Genomic DNA, 25,054 nt, shown 5'->3' on the forward strand with positions numbered 1-25,054 from the left:
GCCGTCGCACATGCGGAACCGGGAGGGGCGCCGGACCGGCGCCCTTTTCCTGCCGCGGGGGGAAAGGGGCGCTGCCCCTCTTGCCCTGCGGGCAATTCACCCCGGGGTATTTTCGACCAGATAGAAGCCCGCGCCTATTTGAAGTTGCGGCTGTCCTTGATCTGGTCCCAGGCCCAGACCACTTCCTGCAGCTGCTCCTCCTGGCTGCGGTCGCCGCCGTTCATGTCGGGATGCAACACCTTGATCAGCTTCTTGTACGCCTTGCGCACCTCGGCCTTGGTCCAGCTGTCCTTGGCCTCGAGGATCTCGATGGCGCGGCGCTCGGTCGGGGGCAGGCGGCGCCCGGCGCTGGCGCGGCCGGGATTCTTGGTGGCGTTCTCGCCCAGCACCTGATGCGGATCCTCGATGCCCAGCCGCGCCCAGGCCCGCGTCTCGGGGTCGGTGAACGGCTTGGTCTCGCGCTCCCACACCTTGTCCTTGGACCGCTGCGCGTTCAGTTCGGCCTCGGTGGTGCCGTCGAAGAAGTTCCATTTCTGATTGTATTCGCGCACATGCTGCTGGCAGAACCAGTAATAGTCGTCCAGCACGTCCGGCGCCTTGGGCGCGCGGAACTTGCCGGGTTCGTTGCAGCCCTCGTGGTCGCAGATTCGCACCGAGGTCTCCGACGCGCCGGACATGCCCCGCCGCCCGCGCGGGTTCTTTTTCTTGGCGCTCGAAACGGACATGTCGAACCCGAACGGGTCTGGTTTTACCATGGCGCGGCTCCTTGCGAACTCGTCTTCTCGACTCGGAGGCAGCAGTTTAAAGTAAGTGGCCGAAGATAGAAGAGGGGGGCGGCAAAATTCTTGCCGCCGAGCGGAAATGAGCATAACCGACGACATCCGGGCCCGGCTGACCGCCGCCTTCGATCCGCGCGAACTGGAGGTCGTGGACGACAGCGAAAGCCATCGCGGCCATGCCGGCTATCGCGAGGGCGGCGAGAGCCATTTCAACGTGCGCATCCGCGCCGCGGCGTTCAAGGGCCAGTCGCGCGTCGCCCGCCACCGCGCGGTGCATGCGGCGCTGGGCGACATCGTGCCGCGCATCCACGCGCTGGCCTTGGATATCGACGCCTGAGGGCGCGCGCCGGGGGCCTCACGCCCCGGTGCGCCCGGAGGGGCCGCGATCGGTCTCGTACCGGCGGGCGACCGGAAAGGGCGGCAGCCAGGTTTCGCGCCGGACGGTCCAGAGCTCATAGGTCGGTTCGAACCGGTTGGCCGCGTCCAGCGCGCCGAGGTTGATCTCGGTCTCGTCGCCCGAGCGCCCGAACACGGACGAGCCGCAGCGGGGGCAGAAATGCCGCCCCCGGAACGCCCGGGTCTCGCCGGTGACGGACACCGCGTGGGCCGGAAAGATCGCCGAGGCGTGAAACAGGGCGCCATGGTGCTTGCGGCAGTCCAGACAATGGCACAGCCCGACGCGATGGGGACGCCCCGCCGCCTCGAATCGAACGTCGCCGCAAAGGCAGCCGCCGGTGAACCGGTCCATGCCGCACCTCCCCGAAGCTCTTGGTTCAAATCCAGCCCGCGCGGCGCCGCCGCTCAGGTCTTGTCGTCCTTGCCGGCGTCATCCTCGGGCGCCGGCGGCCCGTCGCCTTCGCGCTCCGATTTGAACGACAGCGGCGGATCCTCGGGCGCCTGCGAAATCGGCGCCGGCGCGGCCACGGTCTGCGGCCCCGGAACCGGACGGGCCAGCGGCACCCCTTCGGGCGTTTCGGTGGGCGACGGGGCCGGGACCACGGCGGCCTCCGCCGGGCGCCGGAACACCAGCAGGTTGCGCCAGTTCACCGTCGATCCGGTCAGCCCCGTGCGCTCTTCGCTGGGCAGCAGTTCGGCGCGCAGATATTCCCAGCCCTCCGCCCCCATGGCGTTCAGCAGCTGCTCCACGGACAACGCGAACCGCCCCTCGGGCGTCTTCACGCCCCTGGCCTTGGTGCCCTTCTGAGGGGCGGGAACCACCTTGTATTCGAAACGGGTCATGCTCGGGCCTCTGTCGATTGCGCGCACCCTACTCCAACCCGGCGCGGAAAGGCCAGAGGGCACGGGGACGTTGCCGCGGCAGGGGCGGCATTTCCGCCGGGCCGGACCTTGACGCCGCGTCCGGCCATCGGGCCTAATGCACGGATCCACCGCCCCTTGCCCCGCAGTCATCGAAGGCAGACCGACAATGGCCGAGATTTCCGACACGCGCTGGTGGATACTGGGCGCGATGGGCGTCATCCTCGGCGTCATTCTGCTGGACGAGACGGTGGTCGGGGTGGCGCTGCCCACGATCCAGCGCGAGATCGGCCTGACCGCACTTGGGGCACATTGGGTGGTCAACATCTATCTGCTGGTGCTGGCGGCGCTGGCCGGGGCGGCGGGACGCCTGGGCGACATTCTGGGCACCCGGGTTCTGGTGGTGTGCGGCCTGATGGTCTTTGGCCTCGCCTCGGCGGTGGCGGGGTTTGCGGGCGACGGCACCACGCTCACCCTGGCGCGGGCGGTGCAGGGGGTGGGGGCGGCGATCATCTTTCCGCTGTCGCTGGTGCTGGTGTCGCTGTCCTTCGACGAGTCCGAACGCGGCATGGCGCTGGGCATCTACGGCGCGATCGGCACGACCTTTCTGGCCCTCGGCCCGCTGGTCGGCGGTCTGCTGACCGAGTACCTGTCCTGGCGCTGGATCTTCTGGATCAACCCGCCGATCGTCCTGGCGGTGGCCGTCGTCACCTGGCGCTACTGGCGCGACCCGCCCAACCTGCCGGACGAGGCGTTCGACTGGCCCGGCCTGTTCCTGCTGGTCGGCGGCCTGACGCTGACGGTGTTTGCGATCATGGAAGGGCCCGACCGCGGCTGGGGGCGGCCGGATGTCTGGGGGCCGCTGGTCCTGGGCCTCGCCATGCTGAGCCTGCTGGTCCCGGCCGAGCTGAAATCGGCGACGCCGCTGATCGCGGTGCGGCTGTTCGCCAACACCACCTTCGCCGCCTCCAACCTGATCGTGCTGCTGGCCCAGTTCGTCAAGATCGCCACCTTCGTCTTCGGCGCCATGTATTTCCAGAAGGCGATGGGCCTGTCGCCGCTGATGGCCGGGGTGGCGCTGCTGCCGGCGGTGGCGCCGCCGATGCTCATGGCCACCTTCGCCGGCAAGGCCGCCGACCGCTACGGCACCCGCGCGCCGTCGCTGTTGGGAGTGGCGGGCACCACGCTCGGCATCGCCGCGATGGCGCTGGGCATGGCGGCGGGCGCAACGCTGCCGGTCTTCGGCGGCCTGCTGCTCTGGGGCATCGCGGTCTCGTTCCTGTTCGTGCCGCCGCAGCGCGCCGTGATGATGTCGGTGCCGCCCGAGATGCAGGGGCAGGCGGGCGGGATCGTGCTGAGCAGCCAGCTGCTGGGCGGCACGGTCGGCATGGCGATCTGCAGCACGGTCTACACCTCCACCGGCAGTTTCGCCGCGGTGTTCTGGATCACCGCCGCCCTGTCGCTGGCGGTGCTGCTCTACGCGCTGCGCGTCCTCGACCGCACCCGCCCGGCCCCCGAGAAATCCTGACGCTTGCCAAATCCCCGCGCCCTGCCAAACTGGCGTTTCGAGACCGAAGACGGGGGGACTCCATGCCGACGACGATCCGCTGCGCCGCCGCGGCCCTGCTGGCCCTTGCCCTGGGCGCCGCACTGACCGGCCCGACAAGGGCGCAGAACGCGGCGCTCAAGCTGGAATTCGCGGCGCAAAGCCCGGACCTGCCCAACGTGGCGGTGGTCGCCACCGGCGGCACCATCGCCGAACGCACCGACCCCAAGACCGGCGGCGCGGTGCCGGCGGTTTCGGCCCAGGATCTGGTCGCCGCCGTGCCGGGCCTGTCCAGGCTGGCCAATATCGGCGTGCTGCAGTTCAGCAACATCGACTCCTCGCAGATGACCCCGTTGGACTGGGCCCGGCTCAGCGCCGATCTCGACGCGATCCTGGCCCGCGACGACATCGCCGGGGCCGTCGTCACCCACGGCACCGACACCATGGCCGAGGGCGCGTTCTTCGTGGATCTGACCCTGCAGAGCGACAAGCCGGTGGTGTTCACCGGGGCCATGAACGTCGCCTCCAGCCCCAATGCCGACGGGCCGGGCAACATCCACAACGCGGTGGCGCAGGTGCTGTCGCCCGATGCGCGGAACTGGGGCGTGACCGTCACGCTGAACCGCTACGTCAACTCCGCCCGCGACGTGCGCAAGACCCAGACCACCAATGTCCAGACCTTCCAGTCCGGCGAAAAGGGCTATCTGGGCTATGTCTTCGACGACAGGGTGCGGCGCTTCAACGACCGCCTGCACCGGCTCCGCCTGCCGCTGCCCGATCCGCTGCCGGCCGCGCTGCCCGAGGTGCCGATCGTGCAGGACTATGCCGGCTCCGACGGCCGCCTGCTGCGCCAGGCGGTCGATGGCGGCGCGCAGGGGCTGGTGGTGCAGGGCGTCGGCGCGGGCAACGTGAACGCCCCGACCTTCAAGGCCATCGAATACGCGCTGGGCAAGGGCATCCCGGTCGTCATCACCACCCGCGTCTACCATGGCCGGGTCGAGCCGATCTATGCCGACCAGGGCGGCGGCGCGACGCTGCAAAAGGCCGGCTGCATCCTGGGCGGAGACCTGCCCTCCAGCAAGGCCCGCCTGCTCCTGATGCTGGGCCTGCTGACGCACGGAGCGGACACCGACGCCCTGCGCAGGCTGTTCGAGGGGTAGGGGCGGGCCGACCAGAATTGGGAGTCCATCGGCCAGCCCTTTGTGGTCAATGTTGCCGGTTTTCAGGAATGGTCGGGAGCGTCGGAAGCGAACTCGGGGCGAAGGTGAACTTTGAGGCCAAACTGTCAATCGACCGTTCTTCCATCGCCTTTCAGAACTTTGAACAACGCCATCACATGTTCTTCGCCGTAGCCGGCTTTGATTGCCCTTTCGAAAAGGCCGCCAACGTGGTTTGGGAAGCCGGCATCCATGCCAGCGTCATCGGCTTGCTGCTTCAACAGTTCGAGCGATGCCCGCCAAACGGATAACGTGGCCGTTCTTTGATCGTAAGTGCCATCCCGTATCGTTCCGACATGATGCTGAATGCGTGCATTATCAGGAAACATCGAAATGAATTTTTGCAGTTCGATCCCCTCTGATTGGCATATGTTGGAAGCGTGCAGCATTCCCATAAACTCACCGAAACGGGTCGATAACCATGCCAGGTCAAGCACGGATACGGCTGCGATGTCGTCGCCAAGATACTCAATCTTCCCGCCCTGATGGCTCAGGAGACCTTCAACCGACTTGTAGACGGAACGAGGGCCGGAAATCAGGATATTACCGTCTTTCGTTCCCAATTCTTGGGGGCCACAGTGAATAGCTCCGTATAGAAAGTCAGCGTTTCTTTCTGCCAGCCATGTTTGGTCTTTTCTCACCTGTCTTGGCAGGCTGGTGCTGAGTTGAATAATTGTTCGACCATCCAGCAGCGGCTCGATCTGACTGTTCCCAAAGAGGGTAAGAACCGAATTGGGATTGTCTACACAGATGATTGAAACCGGACTTGCAGCCATCGCTTCTGAAACCGTTTGAGCGACGACGATATTCACAGGCTCCAACGCCTCTGCTTTTTCGATCGTGCGGTTCCAAACCGTTACAGGGACGCCGCCTCTTTGGTAGGTTTTGGCAAGTGCCAATCCCATCAATCCAAGACCGAAGATCGTCACTTCGCTCATTTTCTCAATCTCCAAGATAAATTCATGACGAACACAAGGACACTATGCGCTGACAGCAAAATGACAAAGGTCAGCTTCGTCCGCAAAGCTGAAGTCGGACAATTGTTTTCGCGACCTAGCTCCCCAAGTGTTTTTCGGAAACTAGGTCGCGCCGTTTTCAACACTCCTGGAAAAGAACCGGCCCGATCGGGTGCCCCTTCCAAGATGTACAAACCGGACACAGCCCCTGCCGGAGCCGGTACAAAACGGACGATTCAGAGCCCCAGCTTGGCGCTCACCAGTTCGTTCACCGCCTTGGGGTTGGCCTTGCCGCCGGTGGCCTTCATCACCTGACCCACGAACCACCCCGCCAGTTTCGGGTTCACCTTGGCCTTTTCCACCTGGGCCGGATTTGCGGCGATGATCTCGTCCAGCGCGGCCTCGATGGCGCCGGTGTCGGTCACCTGTTTCATGCCGCGTTTCTCAACGATTTCAATGGGATCGCCGCCTTCGACATAGACGATCTCAAAGAGTTCCTTGGCGATCTTGCCCGAGATCGCGTCCGACGCGATCAGGTCGATGATCGCCCCCAGCTGCGTCGGCGAGACCGGCGACTCGGTGATGTCGTGGTCTTCCTTCTTGAGCCGCCCGAACAGCTCGTTGATGACCCAGTTCGCCGCCACCTTGCCGTTCCGCCCCCTGGCCACTTCCTCGAAATAGGCGGCCGATTCCACCTCGGCGGTGAGCACCGAGGCGTCATAGTCGGTCAGGCCGAAGTCATTGATAAAACGCGCCTTTTTCTCGTCCGGCAGCTCGGGCAGCCTGGCGGCGATGTCGTCCACCCAGGCCTGTTCGATCTCCAGCGGCAGCAGGTCGGGGTCGGGGAAATAGCGATAGTCATGCGCCTCTTCCTTGGACCGCATCGAGCGCGTCTCGCCCTTGTCGGGGTCATAGAGCCGCGTCTCCTGCTCGACCTCGCCGCCCGCTTCCACGATGGCGATCTGGCGGCGCGCCTCGACCTCGATGGCCTGCTGGATGAACCGCATCGAGTTCATGTTCTTGATCTCGCAGCGGGTGCCGAGATTGGAAAAGTCCTGTGTTTCCTGATACTTCTCGTAATCACCCGGTCGGCAGATCGACACGTTCACGTCGGCCCGCAGGTTGCCGTTCTGCATGTTGCCGTCGCAGGTGCCCAGATACCGCATGATCTGGCGCAGCTTGGCGATATAGGCGGCGGCCTCTTCCGGGCCGCGGATGTCGGGGCGGCTGACGATCTCCATCAGGCAGACGCCGGTGCGGTTGAGATCGACGAAGGACATGTTCGGATCCATGTCGTGGATCGATTTGCCCGCGTCCTGTTCCATGTGGATGCGCTCGATGCGCACCTTGCGCGCGGTGCCGTCGCCCAGTTCCACCAGCACTTCGCCTTCGCCGACAATTGGCTGATAAAGCTGGGAAATCTGGTATCCCTGCGGCAGATCGGGGTAGAAATAGTTCTTGCGGTCGAAGGCCGATTTCAGGTTGATCTGCGCCTTCAGCCCCAGCCCGGTGCGTACGGCCTGTTCCACGCAGAACTCGTTGATCACCGGCAGCATGCCCGGCATGGCCGCATCGACGAAAGACACGTTCGCGTTCGGCTCGGCCCCGAATTTCGTCGAAGCCCCCGAGAACAGCTTGGCATTGGACGAGACCTGGGCATGCACCTCCATCCCGATCACCAGTTCCCAATCGTGCTTGGCCCCGGCGATGGTCTTGGGTTTCGGCAGGTCGTAGGTCAGGTCCAGCATGGCGCGCCTCTTGTCCGCAGAAGTCTTGAGCCTGCGTATTAGGCCCGGCGCGCGCGAGGAGCAAGGGGCAACGGCAACACGAGCAGGGCGGGCCAGATCGATCCGGACGGTGCCGGGCGGGTCACGATGTCCAGAACTGCGGCCCGGACGGGGTGAAGGTGATGCTCTGCCCGCCCCGCAATTCGTCGCGGAACAGGGTCGAGATCGCCTCAACCGCCTGATTGTATCCGCGCGCCGCGAACCGGGCGGGCGAATTGATGCGGGCGTTGTTGTTGAACCCGTCGGCGGCATGGGCCCAGATCAGCGGGTGCAGCTCGGTCAGGTGGTCGCGGATCAGCCAGTTGGCCGCTTGCCCGATCCGGTCGCGCGCCAGGTCGGCCTCTTCGTTCAGGCCGAGGCCGTTCTGCAGTGTGATCGTGCAATAGGCGGCCAGCAGATTGATCATCTCCTGATCCGGACGCCGTTTGGCGATGTCGCGCAGCCCGTCGATGAAGAAATCCACATCGACGCGGGCGCAGGCCGCCTCGTCCAGCGCGATGGCATCGAACTGCACCCAGGTGTAGCCCCCCGCGCCCCAATGATCCTGGGTGTATGAGGCGGCCCGGCGCGCTTCGAGCTCCAGCTCGGCATGGCTGCCGAACCAACGGGGCAGCAGGTGATTGCCCATGGCGCGCATGGATTTCTGGTTCTTCGGATCGAGGGAGATCAGCGCCTCGTACTGGTCGGCGACCTTGACGCCCGGGGTCCGGCCTCCGGCCAGCAGCGCACAGAAGGCGGCCAGCACCGCGGGGCTTTCCGGGGCCGCTTGGCGGCTACGGGACAGAATGTCGGCGGCCCGGTCGAAATGGGCCGCACAACGGCTGCGGTTGATCTGGGGCAGCGTCGTTTCCCACCCGGTGCCGCGCCAGGCCCAGGCGATGTCGATATGCGCCTGGGCGACGACCAGCGCGATCATCGGATCGTCCCCGTGTTCATTCAGGATGGCTTCGAGTTCCGACACCCCGCCAAGCAGGGCCGCGTCATCGGCCGCCACGCCTTCGGACAAGGCGTGCTCCACGGCCAGAACCACGTCGGATCTGGCGCCATAGGCGAGCAGTTCGGCAATCGGCGTGCCGCCGGGCGCCTTGGCGCGGGCGGCGTCGGCCGCGGAGAGTTCCTGCGACAAGGCGTGCCAGTTTTCCTGACGGGCCAGATGGCGGCCGCGTTCCAGCATCTGCTGACCCACGAGATCGTCGGCACTGCGCTTTGCCACCGGAATGCTCAACTGCATTTCGGCGCTTTTGGATTTGACCGGCTCATAGCCGGGATTGTGAACCGCACCGGTGCGGCGGAGACCCGGAACACCGGGAATGGCCGAGGCGAACCTCTTGGCGAAACCAAACATAACGAAATCCGTGGTGGACGCACTCATGAACATGCGCCTTGATGACCGGCCAATGCGGCGTAATCAAGGCCAGGGCAGGACAAAACGCGGCAGGGTCATTAAATCGTTGCACGACGCCATTCGGTCTCCGACTGGTTTGAATCCTGGTCAGAAGACCCGGAAATGATGGCGCTCGACGCGGATCCCGCGCTTGGCCAGAACCCGTTCGAACAGGCGATGGGGCGGCATGGCCTCGTCGGGCAGCCGGATGCGCTTGTCCGAGGTCAGGCAGGCGGAAACGCGCACCGAGAAGTCCCATCGCGTGTCAAAGCGCATGTGGTCGATGTCCGCGATCTCCAGCGCGCCGCTGCGCCGGCCCGTGAACCAGCGCAGCGCCTCGTGATCCAGGGACATGCCGGCGCTGGTGTCGGCCCACAGATCCCACAGGCTGGGCAGGGTGGGCAGCGCCATGAGGGCGACCAGCCACCATGCCGCGTCGAACAGGATGACCAGCGCGATCAGGGCGCCGTAGATGGCGATCAGGATCGTGACCGTCCGCGGATTGCGGTTGTGCCGGGTAAAGACAAAGGGCTCCTGCATCCGATCCTGCTCGCGGTTCAGCGGCCGAGAATGCGCGTGACCATCTCGCTTGTGTCGCGGGACAGGCCGGGGGTTTCGGCGATGCGGTGCAGCTGCGCGCGCATTTGCTCCTGTCGGCGCGCGTCATAGCGCCGCCAGGTCTGAAAGGCCGTACACATGCGGGCGGCGGTCTGGGGGTTCACCGGATCGAGCCGGATCAGCCAGTCCGCGAGCAGCGCATAGGACAGGCCGCTGTCATGGTGAAATCCGGCGTGATTCATGGCCAGTGACCCCATCAGCGCGCGGAACCGGTTGGGGTTCTTCCAGTGGAACTCGGGATGTTCGGTAAGCCGGCGCGCGATTTCCGGCGTCTCTTCAGGCGGCGCCATCGAAACCTGCAGGGCGAACCACTTGTCGATGACCAGCCGCTCGTGCCGCCACTGGTCGTGGAACGCGGCCAGTTCCGCCTCGCCCTTGCCCGACTTCAGCAGATGGGCCAGCGCGGTCAGCTGCAGCGTCATGTTGTCGGCCCGGGCGTATTGCGCCGCCGCCAGCGCCCCTCCGTCGAGGCGCGAGATCAGGCCCAGGGCGGCGCTGCCCAGAGCCCGTTTGCCCGACTGGTCCGGATCGGGGCGATAGGGCGCATCGACCTGCGACTGGCTGTGTATCCGCGGCAGAAAGTCCTGAAGGTGTTGCGCCGTGGCCTGCCTGAGGGTCTCGACGGCGGTCCAGATCGCCATGGGATCGGGGGTTGTGTCGCGGTCGAAAAGGGTGCCGGCCAGCTCGGACTGCGTCGGCAGCCCCAGCATCAGGGCCCGGTAGGCGGGATCGAGCGAGTCGTCACGCAACACCGCCAGCATCCCGTCCAGATAATCGGCGTTGGGGGTGGCGTCCTCGGTGATCATCGCCAGCAACGACTCCTGCGCCAGCGTCCGGCCGGCTTCCCAGCGGTTGAAAGGGTCGGTGTCGTGGGCCAGCAGAAAGGCGCGTTCGCCGTCGGTGGTGTCCCGCTCCAGGATCACCGGGGCGGAAAAACCGCGCAGGATGGAGGGAACCGGCCGCGCGGCCAGCCCTGTGAACACAAAGCTCTGGCGATCCTCGGTCAGTTCCAGGATTTCGGTGCCCCGCACCTCGTCGCCGTTCGGACCCAGCAGACCGACGGCGACCGGGATCACCTGCGGCAGCTTGTCGGGCTGGCCGGGCGTGGGCGGGGTGGATTGGCTGAGGGTGAGTGTATAGGTGCCGTCGGTCCAGTCCTCCTCGACCTTCACGCGCGGCGTTCCGGCCTGGGAATACCAGCGTTTGAACTGGCTGAGGTCGCGACCGGTCACGTCCTCGAACACCTGCAGCCAGTCCTCGATGGTGCAGGCCTGGCCGTCATGGCGGTCGAAATAGAGCTCCAGCGCCGCCGCATAGGCGTCGTCACCGACCAGCCGCTTGAGCATGCCGATCACCTCGGCGCCCTTCTCGTACACGGTGGACGTATAGAAGTTGTTGATTTCCTGAAAGCTTTCGGGCCTGACCGGGTGTGACAGCGGGCCGTTGTCCTCGGGAAACTGGCGGGCGCGCAGTTCGATCACGTCATGGATCCGCTTGACCGGAGCCGACCTCATGTCCGAGGTGAACTGCGCGTCGCGGAACACGGTCAGCCCCTCCTTGAGACACAGCTGGAACCAGTCACGGCAGGTGATGCGGTTGCCGGTCCAGTTGTGGAAATACTCATGCGCGATGATCGCCTCGATCCGCTCGAAATTGGCGTCGGTGGAGGTTTCCGGGCTGGCCAGGACGGCGGCCGAGTTGAAGATGTTCAGCCCCTTGTTCTCCATCGCGCCCATGTTGAAGTCGTCCACGGCGACGATGTTGAACACGTCGAGATCGTATTCGCGCCCGTACACCTCCTCGTCCCAGGTCATCGACTTCTTGAGCGCCTCCATGCCGAAGGCGCATTTGTCCTCGTCGCCGGGGCGCACCCAGAGGTTCAGCGCCACGTCCCGGCCCGAGCGGGTGGTGAAACCGTCCGAATGCGCGATCAGATCGCCCGCGACCAGCGCAAAGAGATAGGCGGGCTTGGGCCAGGGATCGGTCCATTCGGCCCAGCCGTCGCCCGCTCCGGTCGGGTTGCCGTTCGACAGCAGCACCGGCAGGTCGCCGTTGATGCGCACGGTGAACGGGGCCATCACGTCGGGGCGGTCGGGGTAATAGGTGATCTTGCGGAAGCCCTCGGCTTCGCATTGGGTGCAATACATGCCGTTGGACATGTAGAGCCCCTCCAGCGCGGTGTTGTTCGCCGGGTCGATTTCGACCTCGGCCTCCCAGGTGAACGGGCCATCCGGCACGTCCGCGGTCAGGCCCGTTTCCGTGACATTCGGCGTTATGTCGGCACCGTCGATTGCGGCGCGGATCAGCTTCAGATCCTCGCCATGCAGGAAAAAGGTCGCATCGGTGGCTTCCGGGTTGGGGCGAAAGGCGATGCGCGCGGCGACCCGCGTGGCATTTGGCGCCAGGTCGAAGGTCAGATGGACGCTGTCCACGAGGTATCCGAACGGCGTGTAATCCTTGAGATGGATCGTGGTCGGGGCGGCATCGCGCATCTCGGGGCCTCGCGTCATGTCGGTTGCATTGCGCGCCGACCCTATGCCGGTTTTCCGGTGCCCCGCAAGCCGGGTCCGATCGGGGCCGACCGGTTCCGGTTGCCGAGGTTTCGCGGCTGGGTTAGTAGCATCTGCATTCGTTGGCACACAACCGAGGGGCATGGGCATGAGCGACAGGCAGGAACGGAGCGGGCTGCAGGTGGCCCCGGAACTGGCGGAGTTCATCGAGGCGCGGGCCCTGCCCGGCAGTGGCGTGACGGCCGCGGCGTTCTGGGAGGGGCTGGCGCGCATGGTGGCAGAACTGACGCCCAAAAACCGGGCGCTGCTGGAAAAACGCGACGCGCTGCAAGCCCGGATCGACGCCTGGCACATCGAACACCGGGACGCGCCGCATGATCACGACGCCTACAAGGCGTTCCTGACCGAAATCGGCTATCTGCTGCCCGAAGGCGAGGATTTCGAGATCGAGACCGCCAATGTCGATCCGGAAATCGCCTCGATTCCGGGGCCGCAGCTGGTGGTTCCGATCACCAATGCCCGCTACGCGCTCAATGCGGCCAATGCCCGCTGGGGCAGCCTCTACGACTGCCTGTATGGCACGGATGCGCTGGGCAGCCCGCCGCCGGGCGGCGGCTATGACCGCGGGCGCGGCGCGCGGGTCGTGGCCTGGTCACGGGTGTTTCTGGACGACGCCTTTCCGGTCGCGGGCACCAGCCACGCGGATGCGCGGCGCTATCACGTCAAGGACGGCAAGCTGCTGGTGGACGACCTGCCGCTGGAACAGCCCGGGAAATTCGCAGGCTACCGGGGCGACCCGCGGGCGCCGGACGCGGTCCTGCTGCGCAACAACGGCCTGCATGTGGAACTGGTCTTCGACCGCGCCCATCCGATCGGAAGCCGCGATCAGGCTTGCCTGGCCGATGTGCGGCTGGAAAGCGCGATCTCGGCGATCATGGATTGCGAAGACTCGGTGGCCTGCGTCGATGCCGAGGACAAGGTGCTGGCCTATTCCAACTGGCTGGGCCTGATGAAGGGCGATTTGACCGAGGAGGTGAGCAAGGGCGGCAAGACCTTCACCCGCAGGCTGGCCGGGGATCTGAGCTATACCAGGCCCGACGGCACGACGGCAACCCTGAAGGGCCGCGCGCTGATGCTGGTGCGCAATGTGGGCCATCTGATGACCAATCCGGCCGTACTGGATGCCGACGGCAACGAGATCTTCGAGGGTCTGATGGATGCCCTGGTCACGGTCCTGATCGCCAGGCACGACCTGGGCCGTGACGGCGGCAACTCGGTGCAGGGCTCGGTCTATGTGGTCAAGCCCAAGATGCACGGACCGGAAGAGGTGGCCTTTGCCGTCGAAACCTTCGACATGGTCGAGGACATCCTCGGCCTGCCGCGCAACACCGTGAAGATCGGCATCATGGACGAGGAACGGCGCACCTCGGTGAACCTCAAGGAATGCATCCGCGCGGCGAAGTCGCGGGTGGCCTTCATCAATACCGGCTTTCTCGACCGTACCGGCGACGAGATCCACACCTCGATGGAGGCCGGACCGTTCAGCCGCAAGGATTTCATCAAGCGCAAGGCGTGGATCGGCGCCTACGAGAACCTGAACGTCGATATCGGACTGGAATGCGGGTTGCAGGGCAAGGCGCAGATCGGCAAGGGCATGTGGGCGATGCCCGACCGGATGGCGGCGATGCTGGAGGCCAAGATCGAGCATCCCAAATCCGGCGCCAACTGCGCCTGGGTGCCCAGTCCCACCGCCGCGACGCTGCACGCGCTGCATTACCACAAGATCGATGTGTTTGCCGTGCAGGACAGGCTGCGGGCGGGGGGACGGCGCGCGCATGTGGACGGCATCCTCGACATCCCGCTGGCGGCCTTCCGCAAGTGGATGCCCGACCAGATCCGTCGCGAGGTCGAGAACAACGCACAGGGCATTCTGGGCTACGTGGTGCGCTGGATCGATCAGGGGATCGGCTGTTCCAAGGTGCCCGACATCAACGATGTCGGGTTGATGGAAGACCGCGCGACCTGCCGGATCTCGGCGCAGCACATCGCCAACTGGCTGCATCATGGCATCGTCTCGGGGCAGGACGTGATGGCGGCGCTGCGGAAGATGGCGGCCGTCGTCGATGCGCAGAACGCGGGCGATCCCGCGTACCGGCCGATGGCGCCCGGTTTCGACGGGATCGCCTTTCAGGCCGCCTGCGATCTTGTCTTCAAGGGGCGCGAACTGCCTTCGGGCTATACCGAGCCGGTGCTGCATGCGCGGCGTCTGGAACTGAAGGCCAGCCTGGGATAGGGATGGCAAGGGCGGAAACGAGGGGGCTGTCTGCCCCCTCGTGCTCCCCCGAGGATATTTGTGGCCAGATGAAGGATACCGGGTATGGCTATCGCATTGCGGCGGGCGCGGACGATCATCCGCAAGGCATTGGAGAAGGGCCGGGAGATGGAGCTGAAACCGCTCTCGGTGGTGGTGCTGGACGCGGGCGGCCACCTGATCGCCTTCGAACGCGAGGACGGCGCCGCGCCGGGGCGGTTCGCCATCGCGCATGGCAAGGCGTACGGCTCGGTCATGCTGGGCATGGCGGGAACCGCGCAGATGCAGCGGGCGGAGGGGCAGGCCTATTTCATGGCGGCGGTGAACGGTGTCTATGGCGGCCAGGTCGTTCCGGTGCCCGGCGGCGTTCTGGTGCGGGACAAGAAAGGGGCCGTGATCGGGGCCGTGGGCGTGACCGGCGACACGTCGGACAACGATGCCGCCGCGGCCATGGCCGGGATCGAGGCGGTCGGTCTGGCCGGTGAAGCCTAACCGCACAGTCCGTCGGAGTGGAACCCGCGGCCTCCGGCCGGTGCGATATTGAACAGCGACCTGCGCTGTCGCGCAGGATTCGCGCAGTTGCAGGTCGGGTCGCGGATCGTTAGGTTCTAGGTCAACGCGTTCAGTCAATTGGGAAAATGCATGCCCCGCCCGGTCGTCGGTATCATTGGCAACTCATACCTGATCAATGACCAGTATCCGACCCATGCCGGAGGGACCATGAACTCGGACGCGGTGGCCAACGTTTCGGGCTGCCTTCCCCTTCTGGTGCCGGCCGACCCGAGATACGTGTCGATCGCGGAACTGATGGAGGTCTGCGACGGGTTCCTGTTCACCGGAGGGCGCCCGAACGTGCATCCCGAGGAATATGGCGAGGCCGCGACCGACGCCCATGGCGAATTCGACAGGGCGCGCGATGCCGTAACCCTGCCGCTGATCCGCGCCTGCGTCGAACGCGGACAGCCCATTCTGGGCATCTGCCGGGGTTTTCAGGAGGTGAACGTGGCGCTGGGCGGCACGCTTCATCCCGAGATACGCGATCTGCCCGGGCGCATGAACCACCGGATGCCGCCGGATGGATCGCTGGAGGAGAAATTCGCCCTGCGCCACGTCGTGACCCTGACGGACGGCGGCGTGTTTCACCGCCTTTTCGGCGCGCGCGAGGTGATGACCAACACGCTGCACGGGCAGGGGATAAAGACACCGGGGCGGGGGATCGTGATCGACGGCCATGCGCCCGACGGAACGCCCGAGGCGATCTATGTCGAGGATGCGCCCGGCTTTACCCTGTCGGTGCAGTGGCATCCCGAATGGGATGCCGCCAATGATCCGGTGTCGCGGCCGTTGTTTCAGGCGTTCGGACAGGCCGTGCATGAATGGTCCGGCTGCAACCGGTCCGGACCTCTGCGCCAAACCGCGTGACGCTTTGGCGGCCGGGTCTCGGTGACGGGATGGCAGCAAAGCCCGCCCATCCCGGGCGGGCTTGGCCCGATTTCACACCAGCAGATTGAAGCTCTTGTTGAAGGGCAGGGTGCGCACCCGCTGGCCGGTGAGATCAAAGAGCGCATTGCCGAGTGCCGGCATCGAGGGCGGCGTGCCCGGTTCCCCGGCGCCGCCCATGAAGCGGTTGGTTTCCAGCACCCGGACCTCGACCTGCGGCGCGGTGTGCATCCGCAAGGCTTCGTAGTCGGGAAAGTTGAGCTGCTCGACCTCGCCATCGGCAAAGGTGATCTCGCCATAGCAGGCCGCCGACAGGCCATAGACCATGCCGCCGAACATTTGCGCCTTGACATTGTCCGGGTCCAGCGCCAGTCCCATGTCGCAGGCGATCCAGGCCTTGCTGATGCGGATGGTGCCGTCTTCGTCCACTACCTCGATCACCTGGGCGACGGGCGTACCGAAGCTGTAGGTGAACGCGACGCCGCGGCCCACGCCGTCCGGGGTCTTTCCGGTCCAGCCCGACATCTCGCGCACGGCTTCCAGACATCCCGCAGACGGGGCGTGTTCGTCCCTCATCAGCTCCAGCCGGAAGTCCAGCGGATCGCGCCCGGCGGCGTGGGCCATCTCGTCCATGAAGGTTTCGTGGAAGAACCCGTTGTGGCTGTTGCCGACCGAGCGCCAGAATCCGACCGGGACCGCCAGATCGGCGATGTGCCCGCTGATGCGATAGTTCGGCACCGCGTAGGGTTGGTTGAACAGGCCCTCGACCAGAACCTTGTCGGGGCCGCCGCCGCCCATGCCGGTCATCCGTTCGACCGCCTGATGGGTGCAGGATTGCGAGGCGACCTTGCCGTCGATCAGCACCGCCTTGCCGTCCTTGACGGCGCCGCGCATCCGGGCCATCGCGCCGGGGCGGTAGAAGTCGTGGCGCATGTCTTCTTCCCGGCTCCAGGTGGTCTGCACCGGGACGCCGGGCACGGCCATGGCGACCTTGGTGGCCAGAACGCCGAAATCGAACTCGCCGCGCCGGCCGAACCCGCCGCCGAGATAGGTGGTGTGCACCTCGACCAGGTCGGTGTCGAGATTGGCGGCGGCGGCGATCTTCATCTGCATGAAGGTCGGGGCCTGGTTGCCGCCCCAGAATTCCAGCCGCCCGCCCGAGAACAGCGCGGTCGCCGTCATCGGCTCCATCGTCGAATGCGCCAGATAGGGCACCGTGTACTCGGCGGTGATCTCGGTGGCGCCGTCCGGCAGCGTGTCGGCATCGCCGTCATCGCGCATGGTCGAGTTGGGGGCGGTGTCGAACGCCTCGGCGATCCTGGCAAAGATCGCATCGGTTTCCGGCGGATAGGGCGCCTCTTCCCAGTCGATCTCGACCGCCTCGACGGCCTGCATGGCAATCCAGGTGTTGTTGGCGATCGCGGCGACGCCGTTGCCCAGATCCACGATCTTTTCGACGCCCGGCATGGCGCTCGCCGTGCTGGCGTCAAAGGACTTCATGCCGCCGCCCAGCTTGGGGTTCATGCGCACGCTGGCGAATTTCATTCCCGGCAGGCGCACGTCGATGGCGAATTCCGCCGTTCCGGTGGCTTTCTCCACCATGTCCAGGCGCGGCTGGGTCTGGCCGAGATAGCGCCACTCGGACGGGTCGCGCAGGTCCACCTCGACCGGATCGAGCTTGGCCGCATCCATTGCCAGTTCGGTATAGGCGATCTGGGTTCCGTCAGGGGCGATCACGTGACCGGATGCGGTTTTCAGAACGTCGCGATCAACGCCCAGCCGGTCGGCCGCCGCCTGTTTCAGCGTTTCGCGCGCCGAGGCGCCGGCCTCGCGCATCCGTTCGTACCCGTCTTTCATCGAGGTCGAACCGCCCGTGACCTGCAGACTCAGCACCTTGCCGATGACCCCCAGCGCCTCGCCCAGATTGTGCTGGAAGTTGGAAACGTCATAACCCTTGTTGGGCAGGCCCTCGCCGATCATGGCGGTGTTGTAGTAGGCTGCGGCGGCGGGACCGTGCAGAACCGTGACCTGATCCAGATCGACATCGAGTTCCTCGGCGATCAGCGCGGCCCAGGTCGTCTTGACGCCCTGTCCCATCTCGGCCCGCGGCGCGAACACGGTGACGCCGTTCTGGTCGATCAGGACAAACGGGTTCAGCGCCGCCTCGCCCTCGCCCGGTTTCAGCGGGTTCGGTGCGGGACGGTTGACGTAGTACACGCCGAACGCGACCCCACCGACGATGGCGGCGGACCCGATCAGGAAGGTGCGGCGAAGGATTTTGCCAATGCTTGCCATCTCTCACGCCTCCTTCATCTTGGCCGAGGCCGTGTGGATCGCGGCGCGGATGCGCGGATAGGTGCCGCAGCGGCAGAGATTGCCCTGCATGGCCTCGTCGATCTCGGCATCCGAGGGGTTCGCGTTCTGCGCCAGCAGCGCCGCCGCCTGCATGATCTGTCCCGACTGGCAATAGCCGCACTGGGCGACCTGATGCTCGACCCAGGCCTGCTGGACGGCGTCCATCGCGTCGGGCGTTCCGAGTCCTTCGATGGTCGTCACAGCGCCCCAGACATCGGACAGGGGCACCTGGCAGGACCGCACGGCTTCGCCGTCAATGTGAACGGTGCAGGCCCCGCAGGCGGCCACGCCGCATCCGAACTTGGTTCCGGTCAGGCCGATCTCGTCCCGCAGCACCCACAAAAGGGGCACGTCGTCAGGCAGATCCACCTGATGCGTCTTGCCGTTGATGGTGAGAGAGGTTGCCATGGCAGGTCTCGCTTTGCTTCCGCTTGGTGTTCTGACAAAAATAGCGAAAAGTGTCAGTATGTCAATTGACAAATTTTGCAAAAACTGTCACAGGTCGAACCATGAAAGACGCAACCATCGACCCGAGGCAAAAGGCGATTCTGGAATCGGCCTGGAAAGCCTTTGCGACCTATGGGTTCCGCAAAACCTCGATGGACGACATAGCGCGCGGCGCGGGAATGTCCCGTCCGGCCGTCTACCTGCATTACAAGAACAAGGAAGCGATCGTTCGCAGCCTGATCGAGGAGCATTACAAGGAAAAGTTCGAAACGATTCGCGCGGCCCTGGAGGGTGACGGCGCGATTCCCGACAAGCTGGAGAACGCCATGCGGGCGCAGACCGACGGAATTGCCACGCTGATGTCGTCGCCGCATGGGATGGAGCTTTTGGATACCGGAACATCCACCGCGTCCGACATCGTGGCCGAGGGCGAGGCGGCGGTTGCCGCCATCTATGCCGAGTGGCTGGATCGCGAGGCCGGGCAGGGCCGGGTGCGGTTGACCGGCGCGGCCGAGGACGTTGCCAAGACCATCAACTGCGCCCTGAAAGGGGTCAAGATGACGGCGACCGATTTCAATGTCTACGTCGAACGGGTTGCGCAGCTGGCCAAGCTGATCGGGTCGGGGCTCGAAGTCAGGTGACCCGCTGCCGGATCTTGTATTCCGGCTTGTCCCACAGCTTGTCGCGCATCACCTCTGCCAGGATATCCACCGCCTTGGACACGTCTGCCGCGTCGAGATAGAGCGGCGTGAAGCCAAAACGCATGATGTCCGGTGCCCGGAAATCTCCGATCACGCCGCGCGCGATCAGCGCCTGCATCACCGCATAGCCGTCGTCGAACCGGAATGACACCTGGCTGCCGCGCTCCTGGGACTCGCGCGGGCTGGCCAGTTCGAGCTCGGGACAGGCGGCTTCGACGCCCTGGATGAACAAGTCGGAAAGCTCGATGGATCTGGCCCGCACGTCCAGCATGTCGGCCATGTCCCAGACATCCATGGCCGCCGCCAGGGCCGTCATCTGGATCACCGGGGGCGTGCCTACGCGCATCCGTTCGACGCCGGAGCCGGGACGATAGTCGAGATCGAAGGCAAAGGGCGCCTCATGCCCCAACCAGCCCGACAACGCCGGGCGGACCCGATCCGCTAGGCGCGGCGCGACATAGATGAAGGCGGGGGCGCCCGGCCCGCCGTTCAGGTATTTGTAGGTGCAGCCAACCGCGAAATCGGCGCCGCACCCGGCCAGATCTACCGGGATCGCCCCTGCGGAATGGGCCAGATCCCAGACCGTCACGACACCGTTGGCATGGGCCAACTCGGTCAGGGCCTTCATGTCGTGCTTGCGTCCCGTCCGGTAGTCGATCTCGGTCAGCATCAGCACCGCGACATCCTCGGTCACGGCCTCGGCCACGGATTCGGGGTCCACGATGCGCAACTCGTACTCGGGGCCAAGCGAGCGCAACAGGCCATCGACCATGTAAAGATCTGTCGGAAAGTTGCCGCTGTCCGACAGCACCACCGTGCGGCCGGGGGTGAGTTCCAGCGCCGAGGCGATCGCCTGGTAGACCTTGATCGACAGGGTGTCGCCGACCACCACGCTGCCCGGCTCGGCCCCGATCAACCGTCCGATCCGGTCGCCCAACTGGGTCGGCATCGCCATCCATCCGGCCTTGTTCCAGCCGGTGATCAGCATGTCGCCCCATTCGCGGGCCATCATTTCCTGCACCCTGGTCTTGGCCGCGCGGGGCAGCGGGCCAAGCGAGTTGCCGTCCAGATAGAGCACGCCGTCCGGCAGATCGAACATCGCTTTGGTGGCGGCGAAATCGGTCATCATGGCCTCGCATATTATTTTAGGCTTAAAGTAATTACCGGGATACAGGCCGCGCCGCGAAATGTCCACCCGTTCCGGCTCAGATCTGGCCACCGGAGATCTGGATGCACTGGCCGTTGACGCTTTCCGAACCGGGGCGCACCAGCCAGAGGGCGGCAGCCGCCACCTCTTCCGGCGCGATCAGGCGTTTGTGCCGGTTGGCCTCGACCATGACCTTCAGCGCCTCGTCTTCGCTGATGCCCGCCCGCTGCGAGATCGACGCCTTGTTGCGGTCGACGATGGGCGTGTCCACATAGCCGGGGCAGAGCGCGTTGAAGGTGTAGGGCGTACCCATGAACTCCTCGGAATAGCTGCGCGTCAGCCCGATCAGCCCGTGTTTCGACGCCGCATAGGCCCCGGCACCCGGCACCCCGTGCAGTCCGGCGATCGAAGCGACCGAGATGACGCGGCCCCAATCCGTCTCCAGCATCGACCGCAGGCTTTCGCGGATGGTCAGAAAGGCACCGTCGAGATTGGTCGCCATGATGTCGCGCCAGAAGGCCATATCGGTCTTCTGCAAGGTCTTGCCGACCGCGATCCCCGCATTGGCGACGCAGATCTGGATCGGTCCGCGCGCCTCGACGGCCGCGGCGATTCCCCTGACCACATTCTCTTCAGCGCGCACGTCCATCGCCAGGCCGGCGATGCGCTCGGTGGCCATTTCGTCCAGCACCGCCTGCCGGCGCCCGGTGATCGTCACGCTCGCCCCTTCTTCGGCCAGCGCCCGCGCGATCGCCAGCCCGATGCCGGTGCCGCCGCCCGTGACCAAGGCGTGTTTTCCGTTGAGTGTCATCCTGTGTCCTCCCTGTCGGCTGGCACCCTAGCGGTTGCCCCGCCTGTGACAAGACGCGCCGTCCCGTCACGTGCTAAATCATGCATAGATGCGAATGTGTTTCCAATCCTTGGAGGAGAGATGAAGAAGATTGCCGCCCTGACAGCCCTCGCCGGTCTTGCCACGCTGCCGGTCCTGGCCAGCGAGGATATCGCCGACCAGTACCCGGGCTCCGAACTCTATTCCAAACCACACGAGGTGATCCCGCACGTCTTTTCCGCCATCGGCGCCACCGCGCCCCCGACCTATGAAAACGCCGGCCACAACAACAACCTGTCCTTCATCGTCACCGAGGAAGGGGTCGTGGTGATCAACGCCGGCGCATCGAGCCGGCTGGCCGCCGCGCTGCATGACGAGATCAAAGCGGTGACGGATCAACCGGTTGTGCTGGTGATCAACGAAAACGGCCAGGGCCACGCGATGCTGGGCAACGGGTACTGGCGCGATCAGGGCGTGGATATCCTGGCGCATGTCGATGCGGTGGCCGAAACGCGGGAAAACGGCGACTTCATCCTGCAGGGCATGGAACGGTACAACCGGGATCGCGCCGAAGGCACGCGGGTGGAACACGCGAACCTGACCTTCGAGGATGAATACACCATCACCCTGGGCGGGGTCGAGATCAGGGTGCTGCATCTCGGACCCGCGCACGACCCAGGCGACATTCAGGTCTGGATCCCGCAATGGGACATCATGATCACCGGCGACATCGCCTTTCACGAACGGATGCTGCCGATCTTCGAGCACACCTGCACGAGCTGCTGGATCGAAACCTGGGAAACCCGGCTGGAACCGCTTGCACCCACATACGTGATACCCGGCCACGGCCACCCGACCAATTTCGCGCAGGTGCGGCGATACACCGTGGACTACCTGAAGGATCTCCGCGAAAAGATCGGCGCGCATATCGATGCGGGCGGCGATCTGGCAAGCGCCTATTACGTGGATCAGTCCCGTTGGCGGAGCCTGGACACGTTCGAGGAACTGGCGACCAAGAACGCGGGCCGGGTGTTCGAGGAAATGGAGTGGGAATGAGGCGAAGGGGACCGCCGGCGCGGCACGGGCCTGGACAGGAAACCGTTCCCGACAATTGGCCGCAGCGGTGACGGCGTTCTTTTTGCGGTTTCGGGCCATGCATGCTTTGCCAATCCGCCGCGAACAGTTTACGACATCTCACTGAGAGAATGCGACCCAAAGCGCCCGGTGTCAGGCAAGGGATACTCATGCACCGATTTGATCTGCCGCCAGTCTGGCTTGTGGGCTTTGCCGTTCTGGCCTGGCTCCAGTCGCGATACTGGTCCTTGGGCCTGTCGCTGGACGGTTGGCTGACCGGCCTGCTCAGCGGTGTTCTGATCGGTGGGGGTGTCCTGCTCATGCTGCTGGCGGTCATGGAACTGCGCCGCCACAAGACCACGCTCATGCCACACGAAACGCCGTCGTCGATGGTGCAGACCGGAATCTACAAGCGAAGCCGCAATCCGATCTATCTGGGCGATGTCCTGATCCTGGCCGGGCTGATCCTGCGCTTTGACGCCGTGCTGTCGCTGGTACTGGTGCCGGTCTTCGTCTGGGTGCTGGAGCGCCGGTTCATCCTGCCCGAGGAGGACCGGCTGCGCCGCACGTTCCGGATGGATTTCGCCCGCTACGAACGCAAGACCCGCAGGTGGATCTGACCGATGGGCCATTTGACACAACGTCAGAAATGCTGCACTTGCGAAATAATCTTGCGCAAGATACAGCTGTTCTTTGCAATGAATACCGAGACCCGGCTGAGCTTGGTGAACAACAAAGGGGGACCAGACTGGTGAAGATCGGCACACCGAAGGAAACATTCGAGGGCGAGAACCGGGTCGCGATGACTCCGGACTCCGCGCTGCAACTGCAGAAACTGGGTTATGACTGCGCCATTGAAAGCGGCGCGGGCGCGGCGGCGGGGTTTTCGGACGCGGCCTATGAGGCGGCGGGCGTCGAGGTGGTCAAGACCGCCGCGGCGTTGTGGAAGGCGGCGGACATCATCGCCAAGGTCCGCCCCCCCAACGAGACCGAGCTCAAGCGGCTCACCAAGGGCAAGACCCTGATTTCGTTCTTCAACCCGGCCGGCAACGAAAAGGGCATGGAGATCGCCAAGTCCAAGGGCGCGACGGTGATCGCCATGGAGATGGTGCCGCGCATCAGCCGGGCGCAGAAGATGGACGCGCTGAGCTCGATGGCCAATATCGCCGGCTACCGCGCGGTGATCGAGGCCGGCAACAATTTCGGCCGCTTCTTCACTGGTCAGGTAACGGCGGCGGGCAAGGTGCCCCCGGCCAAGGTTCTGATCGTCGGCGCCGGGGTTGCCGGCCTGGCCGCGATCGGCACCTCGACTTCGCTGGGCGCGATCACCTATGCCTTCGACGTGCGCCCCGAAGTGGCCGAGCAGGTCGAATCCATGGGCGCGGAGTTCGTCTATCTCGATTTCGAGGAAGAGGCGCAGGACGGCGCGGCCACGGGCGGCTATGCCTCGGTGCAGTCCGAGGAATTCCGCGAAGCGCAGCTGGCCAAGTTCCGCGAACTGGCGCCCGAGATGGACATCGTCATCACCACGGCGCTGATCCCCAACCGTCCGGCGCCCAAGCTTTGGCTCAAGGACATGGTCGAGGCGATGAAGCCGGGATCGGTGATCGTCGACCTGGCGGCCGAGCAGGGCGGAAACGTCGAAGGGACGGTCAAGGACGAAAAGGTGGTGACCGACAACGGCGTCACCATCATCGGCTATACCGACTTCGCCAGCCGCATGGCGACGCAGTCGTCGAACCTCTACGCCACCAACATCCGCCACATGATGACCGACCTGACCCCCAACAAGGACGGGCAGGTCGTGCATGACATGGAGGATGACGTGATCCGCGGCGCGACCGTGACCCATCAGGGCGAGATCACCTTCCCGCCGCCGCCGCCCAAGGTGCAGGCCATCGCGGCGCAGCCCAAGAAGGCGGTCAAGGAACTGACGCCCGAGGAAAGACGGGCACAGGAGATCGCCGAATTCAAGGAACAGACCAAGCGGCAGGTGACGCTGCTGGGCGTCGGCGGCGTGCTGATGCTGCTGGTCGGGCTGGTGGCGCCGCCCAGTTTCATGCAGCACTTCATCGTCTTCGTGCTGGCGGTCTTTGTCGGCTTCCAGGTGATCTGGAACGTCAGCCACAGCCTGCACACGCCGCTGATGGCGATCACCAACGCGATCTCGTCGATCATCATCGTCGGCGCCTTGCTGCAGATCGGCACCGGCTCGTGGCTGGTGATCCTGTTGGCGGCGCTGTCCGTGTTCATGGCCGGGATCAACATCTTCGGCGGTTTCCTCGTCACCCGGCGCATGCTCGCCATGTTCCAGAAATCGTAAGGAGGCCGGGCAGATGGAATTCGGTTTCACGACTGCCGCCTACGTGGTTGCGGCTGTTCTTTTCATCCTGTCGCTGGGCGGCCTGTCGAACCAGGAAAGCGCAAAACGCGCGGTCTGGTACGGCATCGTCGGCATGGGCCTGGCAGTGTTTGCGACGCTGGTCGGCCCCGGCGCCGGTCTGTGGCTGCTGTCGCTGCTACTGATCGCCGGCGGCGGCGTCATCGGCACCTATGTCGCGCAGCGCGTGCAGATGACCGAGATGCCGCAGCTGGTCGCCGCCATGCACTCGCTGGTCGGTCTGGCGGCGGTGTTCGTCGGATTCAACGCGCATTTCGAGGTCAAGAACGTGGCCGAGATGTTCGCGACCGTGGAT

The 25,054-nt window shown here is 65.2% G+C and carries 23 protein-coding genes; 11 read left to right on the forward strand and 12 right to left on the reverse strand.

Going from position 1 to position 25,054, the window contains the following annotated elements:
• Positions 1-134: 134 nt before the first annotated feature.
• The gene (locus AC2FNJ_RS03895) at positions 135-755 is read right to left on the reverse strand and encodes a J domain-containing protein (RefSeq protein ID WP_496762572.1); all 621 of its coding nucleotides are present in this window, start codon (positions 753-755) and stop codon (positions 135-137) included.
• A gap of 106 nt (positions 756-861) precedes the next feature.
• Between AC2FNJ_RS03895 and AC2FNJ_RS03900 the strand changes: the two genes are divergently transcribed.
• The gene (locus AC2FNJ_RS03900; protein WP_496762573.1) at positions 862-1,116 is read left to right on the forward strand and encodes a BolA family protein; all 255 of its coding nucleotides are present in this window, start codon (positions 862-864) and stop codon (positions 1,114-1,116) included.
• An 18-nt stretch (positions 1,117-1,134) separates the two neighbouring features.
• Here AC2FNJ_RS03900 and AC2FNJ_RS03905 read toward each other — a convergent pair whose 3' ends face one another.
• Together AC2FNJ_RS03905 and AC2FNJ_RS03910 are read right to left on the reverse strand one after the other, a co-directional pair.
• On the reverse strand, positions 1,135-1,527 hold the full coding sequence (locus AC2FNJ_RS03905) for a GFA family protein (RefSeq protein ID WP_496762575.1): 393 nt from the start codon (positions 1,525-1,527) through the stop codon (positions 1,135-1,137).
• Between the two features lie 53 nt (positions 1,528-1,580).
• Positions 1,581-2,018 (reverse strand): DUF4177 domain-containing protein, encoded by a 438-nt coding sequence (locus AC2FNJ_RS03910; RefSeq protein ID WP_496762577.1) that lies wholly within the window; start codon positions 2,016-2,018, stop codon positions 1,581-1,583.
• A gap of 187 nt (positions 2,019-2,205) precedes the next feature.
• Between AC2FNJ_RS03910 and AC2FNJ_RS03915 the strand changes: the two genes are divergently transcribed.
• Positions 2,206-3,564, forward strand: a complete 1,359-nt coding sequence (locus tag AC2FNJ_RS03915; protein ID WP_496762579.1) for an MFS transporter — start codon at positions 2,206-2,208, stop codon at positions 3,562-3,564.
• A 62-nt stretch (positions 3,565-3,626) separates the two neighbouring features.
• Positions 3,627-4,742 (forward strand): asparaginase, encoded by a 1,116-nt coding sequence (locus AC2FNJ_RS03920; RefSeq protein WP_496762580.1) that lies wholly within the window; start codon positions 3,627-3,629, stop codon positions 4,740-4,742.
• A 125-nt stretch (positions 4,743-4,867) separates the two neighbouring features.
• Here the strand turns inward: AC2FNJ_RS03920 and AC2FNJ_RS03925 are convergent, their stop codons facing one another.
• The 5 genes from AC2FNJ_RS03925 to pepN form a co-directional block, all read right to left on the reverse strand.
• On the reverse strand, positions 4,868-5,737 hold the full coding sequence (locus tag AC2FNJ_RS03925) for an NAD(P)-dependent oxidoreductase (RefSeq protein ID WP_496762581.1): 870 nt from the start codon (positions 5,735-5,737) through the stop codon (positions 4,868-4,870).
• 254 nt (positions 5,738-5,991) lie between these two features.
• On the reverse strand, positions 5,992-7,503 hold the full coding sequence (gene gatB / locus AC2FNJ_RS03930; RefSeq protein WP_496762582.1) for an Asp-tRNA(Asn)/Glu-tRNA(Gln) amidotransferase subunit GatB: 1,512 nt from the start codon (positions 7,501-7,503) through the stop codon (positions 5,992-5,994).
• Positions 7,504-7,624: 121 nt separating this feature from the next.
• Positions 7,625-8,914: a hypothetical protein gene (locus tag AC2FNJ_RS03935; protein WP_496762584.1), complete on the reverse strand. Its 1,290-nt coding sequence runs from the start codon at positions 8,912-8,914 to the stop codon at positions 7,625-7,627.
• A 120-nt stretch (positions 8,915-9,034) separates the two neighbouring features.
• Positions 9,035-9,466, reverse strand: a complete 432-nt coding sequence (locus AC2FNJ_RS03940) for a hypothetical protein (protein WP_496762586.1) — start codon at positions 9,464-9,466, stop codon at positions 9,035-9,037.
• A gap of 17 nt (positions 9,467-9,483) precedes the next feature.
• Positions 9,484-12,036, reverse strand: coding sequence for an aminopeptidase N (gene pepN / locus AC2FNJ_RS03945; protein ID WP_496762615.1), 2,553 nt, complete (start codon positions 12,034-12,036; stop codon positions 9,484-9,486).
• A 166-nt stretch (positions 12,037-12,202) separates the two neighbouring features.
• On the opposite strand from pepN, the gene AC2FNJ_RS03950 reads away from it, so the two are divergent.
• From AC2FNJ_RS03950 to AC2FNJ_RS03960, 3 genes are all read left to right on the forward strand, one after another.
• On the forward strand, positions 12,203-14,347 hold the full coding sequence (locus AC2FNJ_RS03950; RefSeq protein ID WP_496762588.1) for a malate synthase G: 2,145 nt from the start codon (positions 12,203-12,205) through the stop codon (positions 14,345-14,347).
• An 84-nt stretch (positions 14,348-14,431) separates the two neighbouring features.
• Positions 14,432-14,857, forward strand: coding sequence for a GlcG/HbpS family heme-binding protein (locus AC2FNJ_RS03955; protein ID WP_496762590.1), 426 nt, complete (start codon positions 14,432-14,434; stop codon positions 14,855-14,857).
• A gap of 150 nt (positions 14,858-15,007) precedes the next feature.
• Positions 15,008-15,787, forward strand: a complete 780-nt coding sequence (locus tag AC2FNJ_RS03960; RefSeq protein ID WP_496762592.1) for a gamma-glutamyl-gamma-aminobutyrate hydrolase family protein — start codon at positions 15,008-15,010, stop codon at positions 15,785-15,787.
• Between the two features lie 72 nt (positions 15,788-15,859).
• Here the strand turns inward: AC2FNJ_RS03960 and AC2FNJ_RS03965 are convergent, their stop codons facing one another.
• Complete coding sequence (locus AC2FNJ_RS03965; protein ID WP_496762593.1) at positions 15,860-18,100, reverse strand: xanthine dehydrogenase family protein molybdopterin-binding subunit; 2,241 nt, start codon at positions 18,098-18,100, stop codon at positions 15,860-15,862.
• A 3-nt stretch (positions 18,101-18,103) separates the two neighbouring features.
• Positions 18,104-18,568 carry a (2Fe-2S)-binding protein gene (locus AC2FNJ_RS03970; protein WP_496762594.1) on the reverse strand — a complete coding sequence of 155 codons (465 nt, stop codon included), beginning with the start codon at positions 18,566-18,568 and terminating at the stop codon, positions 18,104-18,106.
• Between the two features lie 101 nt (positions 18,569-18,669).
• On the opposite strand from AC2FNJ_RS03970, the gene AC2FNJ_RS03975 reads away from it, so the two are divergent.
• Complete coding sequence (locus AC2FNJ_RS03975; RefSeq protein ID WP_496762596.1) at positions 18,670-19,248, forward strand: TetR/AcrR family transcriptional regulator; 579 nt, start codon at positions 18,670-18,672, stop codon at positions 19,246-19,248.
• Here the strand turns inward: AC2FNJ_RS03975 and kynU are convergent.
• Complete coding sequence (gene kynU, locus AC2FNJ_RS03980) at positions 19,241-20,434, reverse strand: kynureninase (RefSeq protein ID WP_496762598.1); 1,194 nt, start codon at positions 20,432-20,434, stop codon at positions 19,241-19,243. The two genes, AC2FNJ_RS03975 and kynU, sit on opposite strands and share 8 nt — an antisense overlap.
• 79 nt (positions 20,435-20,513) lie before the next feature.
• A complete protein-coding gene (locus AC2FNJ_RS03985; protein ID WP_496762600.1) occupies positions 20,514-21,266 on the reverse strand; it encodes an SDR family NAD(P)-dependent oxidoreductase in 753 nt (250 codons plus the stop codon).
• 120 nt (positions 21,267-21,386) lie between these two features.
• Here AC2FNJ_RS03985 and AC2FNJ_RS03990 point away from each other — a divergent pair, with 120 nt between their 5' ends.
• From AC2FNJ_RS03990 to AC2FNJ_RS04005, 4 genes are all read left to right on the forward strand, one after another.
• Complete coding sequence (locus AC2FNJ_RS03990; RefSeq protein WP_496762602.1) at positions 21,387-22,340, forward strand: MBL fold metallo-hydrolase; 954 nt, start codon at positions 21,387-21,389, stop codon at positions 22,338-22,340.
• Positions 22,341-22,528: 188 nt separating this feature from the next.
• Complete coding sequence (locus AC2FNJ_RS03995; RefSeq protein ID WP_496762604.1) at positions 22,529-22,978, forward strand: methyltransferase family protein; 450 nt, start codon at positions 22,529-22,531, stop codon at positions 22,976-22,978.
• A gap of 131 nt (positions 22,979-23,109) precedes the next feature.
• The gene (locus AC2FNJ_RS04000) at positions 23,110-24,681 is read left to right on the forward strand and encodes a Re/Si-specific NAD(P)(+) transhydrogenase subunit alpha (RefSeq protein ID WP_496762605.1); all 1,572 of its coding nucleotides are present in this window, start codon (positions 23,110-23,112) and stop codon (positions 24,679-24,681) included.
• Between the two features lie 13 nt (positions 24,682-24,694).
• The coding region (locus AC2FNJ_RS04005; protein ID WP_496762607.1) for an NAD(P)(+) transhydrogenase (Re/Si-specific) subunit beta at positions 24,695-25,054 on the forward strand (360 nt) is incomplete at its 3' end.

The sequence above is a fragment of the Ruegeria sp. BHSB196 genome (assembly GCF_059613135.1).